Here is a 2,890-nt window from a genome sequence, read left to right as displayed (position 1 = left end):
GGCAAGGGTCACGTTACCGATGACGTCAGCGTTCGGATCATTCACGCTTGATGTGATCGAGACACCGGCCTGCTTCTGGTCGGAAGACGACACGATGTTACCATTGGCCAAGAGCGAGGGAGCTACGCTCTGGGCGCTTGCCGGAACAGCACTTGCCATGACGCAGGCCGCAAGCGCGGAGCCCAGCAGATAGCGGCTACGCAGCGTGAAGGTATGGGATTGGTACATGTTTCAGAACTCCTTGGGTTTTTTGGGGAGGTTGGGGGGCACACGAAATTATCGGGTCACGTCACTCGCCGGATGGATGGCGACGCTTGGCAATCTGCGGATCGGAGGCCTTGCGAACTTCCAGTGGACTTGAGGTTGACAGCGCTTCAGAAATCCACCCGGCCTTGCTCAGGCATTCGCCCGGATCGATCCCGATCGCGGTTCCTGCAAGGCGCAGGACACCCTCCTCGAGGGCGGTGCGAATGCCGAGCTGCAGCGGCTCCTGGCCTTTCGCACCGAGACCAATGTCGAAAAGTTCCGAACCGAAGAAGCGGAACACGCCAAACCCGGACTCGTAGCCGGTAAACTGCTTGGTCAGGCTGATCGTGCGCACGACAAGCAGCGAGCGGGTGTCGACCAGCCTCAGGTCGACCGCGACAGACTGGGTATAGGTCCGATGCTTTGGCCCTGCGGAGTTGACCCGGGCTTCGACGCCGCCCGAGCGGATGTCGTAATTGACCTCGGTAATGCCGCCCACGATGTAAAAATCCGACGCCGTGATGCTGCCGCCGTAGTAGGGCAGCCACGGCACCGGCGCTTGCGCGCCGGTGCCGCCGAGGACGTGCTGCCGCCCGTCACCCAGCTGGCGCCGGTCGGAATAGCCCAGCTCCCGCTCGCCGATGCTCGGATCGAAGCGCTCTGCGATCCGAACCGCACCGCCGAGCTTGCCGAGCGCGGAGGCGACCATAAGCGCGCCGCCTTGCGTGACGGCATTGCCTTCGCCGACGGAAAACTTGCCGGTGAAGTCGCGCACGTCGCCGACCGCAATGACCGGCACCCGTGCCTGCTTGGCCGAGGCTCGCTCGGCAAGGCAGGCAAGTGCAGGGTCCATCGGTGTGCGGTTGTCGCGAACCGGCGTACCGACGAGGATCTTCGCTTCACCAGCTGCAAGGCGGATACCGCCCGGGAGCGAACAACCTGACACGGCAAGACAAAGCAGCGGCAGGGCCTGAAGGATTGCTTTGTGCCTGCGGCTGCCTGCTGGCTGCCCGGCCGTGACGGCCCGCATCAGTTGAGCACTCCGAAGGTGCACGCTGTCGAGCCCGTTACCCCGGCCGACTGCGTCCCGCCGTTGGACTGCGATGAATTGAGGGCCTGGGGGGCGCTGCTGCCATTGATCGCAGTATGAGTGGCGCCATTGACGCCTGATGTCACCGCGCCGCTATTGCTCTGAGCCGTGCTGCTTCGCCCGGCGCCCTCACCATCGACAGCGGTGTCGCTGGCATTGGCCTGGGAGTTCGCACTTGCGCCCGCCACTGTCGGGGAATTGGCAAGTGCCGTCTGGCTTCCCGAATTGCCCAGCGCGCTTGCGCTGACCCCGCAGTTGAACTGGCGTGCGACATTGGTCGTGAAGGAGGGCGCGGAATAGCCGCCTGAGCGCTTGCGCTCCATGACTTCGAGCGCTGCGGCCGCATTGGCAAGATCGGCACCGGAACGGAACTGCCAGGCTCCGTTCTCGCCGAGATTGTTGGCCTGGGCGGGAGCGGCGGAAAGAATGACCGCGGCGGCGGCAGTCAGGATCTTCGTGTTCATCGAGGCTTGTCCCCTTGAGCCGGCGACGCGCCGGGCTTTCAGGGGACGGATAAGAGACACACGGATTGGAGAGCGGCAACAGGCCTTTGCGCCGAAGAAACCATAGCGTGCCTTGACAGATTATGGCGCAGACGCGGCGTGGACCGATCTCTGGATCGAATTCTGCAACTACGGCGATTGTGTCTTTTGCAAACCCAGCATGGAAAACATCGTCAGGGGCTAATGGCTTACAGCCCACCCTCGAGTCCCCTGAATATGCGGCGCTAGTGCCGTTTTGGTTGCATAGATGGGGATAAACGGCGTTGCCGGTCGCTTTTGCCTAGACTCTCGTTGGCTATCCCGGAATCTTTGATGCGAGCCAAGCTCTTGAACCCAGTCTGCCTTGAACGCCGCGAGGCGCACTCGGCGCTTCGGGGGGGCGGCTCAACCGCTCGCGCTCGCAAGGAGAAATCCAATGAGCAAGGGTACTCGTGGACGGGACGCTGGCACTGGCCAGTTTGTCACCGTCAAGGAAGCTCAACGCCGTCCTAGAACGACGGTCGTTGAGACTTTCGACAAGGACAAGGACGGCAAACCTAAGAACTGAACCGTTCAAGTCTGAGAGGGGTCGTCGGGGAGAAATCCCCGACGGCCTTTCACTTTGAATCAGAGCGAGAGTCTGGCGTCAAGGGTTTCGCTACCAGTTTTTTTCAAACGACCTTTGAATTGCTGATCGTCGTCGCACGCGAGCTCTGAGCGGGTAGAGTACGTACAAACCAGAAGTCCTGCCTTCGGCCGCCGTTGAGCGGCGAAGGCAGGACTTGGGGCGGTTATCAGCCGTTCAAGCGATCCTTGACAGCCTTGGCGGCAGCAAAACCAAGCTTCTTCGAGGCAGCAATGTTCATCGCCGCGCCGGTTGCAGGATTGCGGCCTTCGCGGGCCGGGCTATCCTTGACCTTGAACTTGCCGAAACCGTTGATCGATACTTCGTCGCCCTTAGCGGCTGCGTCGGTGATCGCGGCGAAGACGCCGTCGACGGCCTTGCGCGCTTCAGCCTTCGACAGGCCAGCTGCTTCAGCAACACGGTCGGCAATGTCATTGGTGTTCATGT

At 61.9% G+C, this 2,890-nt stretch carries 5 protein-coding genes; 1 reads left to right on the top strand and 4 read right to left on the bottom strand.

The features are described from left to right. The 3 genes from WG900_RS20040 to WG900_RS20030 form a co-directional block, all read right to left on the bottom strand. A partial coding sequence (locus WG900_RS20040; protein ID WP_339970136.1) for a hypothetical protein occupies positions 1 to 228 on the bottom strand: 228 nt, incomplete at its 3' end. A 61-nt stretch (positions 229 to 289) separates the two neighbouring features. Next, a complete protein-coding gene (locus WG900_RS20035) occupies positions 290 to 1,276 on the bottom strand; it encodes a CsgG/HfaB family protein (protein WP_339970135.1) in 987 nt (328 codons plus the stop codon). Next, entirely contained in the window at positions 1,276 to 1,800 is a 525-nt protein-coding gene (locus WG900_RS20030; RefSeq protein WP_339970133.1) for a hypothetical protein, read from the bottom strand. Before WG900_RS20030 ends, WG900_RS20035 begins: the two co-directional genes overlap by 1 nt. A 454-nt stretch (positions 1,801 to 2,254) precedes the next feature. On the opposite strand from WG900_RS20030, the gene WG900_RS20025 reads away from it, so the two are divergent. Further along, complete coding sequence (locus WG900_RS20025) at positions 2,255 to 2,386, top strand: hypothetical protein (RefSeq protein WP_339970131.1); 132 nt, start codon at positions 2,255 to 2,257, stop codon at positions 2,384 to 2,386. 226 nt (positions 2,387 to 2,612) lie between these two features. On the opposite strand, the gene WG900_RS20020 is transcribed toward WG900_RS20025, so the two are convergent. Continuing rightward, positions 2,613 to 2,888 carry an HU family DNA-binding protein gene (locus tag WG900_RS20020; RefSeq protein WP_339970129.1) on the bottom strand — a complete coding sequence of 92 codons (276 nt, stop codon included), beginning with the start codon at positions 2,886 to 2,888 and terminating at the stop codon, positions 2,613 to 2,615. Positions 2,889 to 2,890 lie beyond the last annotated feature (2 nt).

This window comes from Novosphingobium aquae, from assembly GCF_037572715.1.
GTDB lineage: Bacteria > Pseudomonadota > Alphaproteobacteria > Sphingomonadales > Sphingomonadaceae > Novosphingobium > Novosphingobium aquae.
The sequence above is the reverse complement of the archived record's forward strand: the minus strand, read 5'-3'. Positions and strand labels throughout refer to the sequence as shown.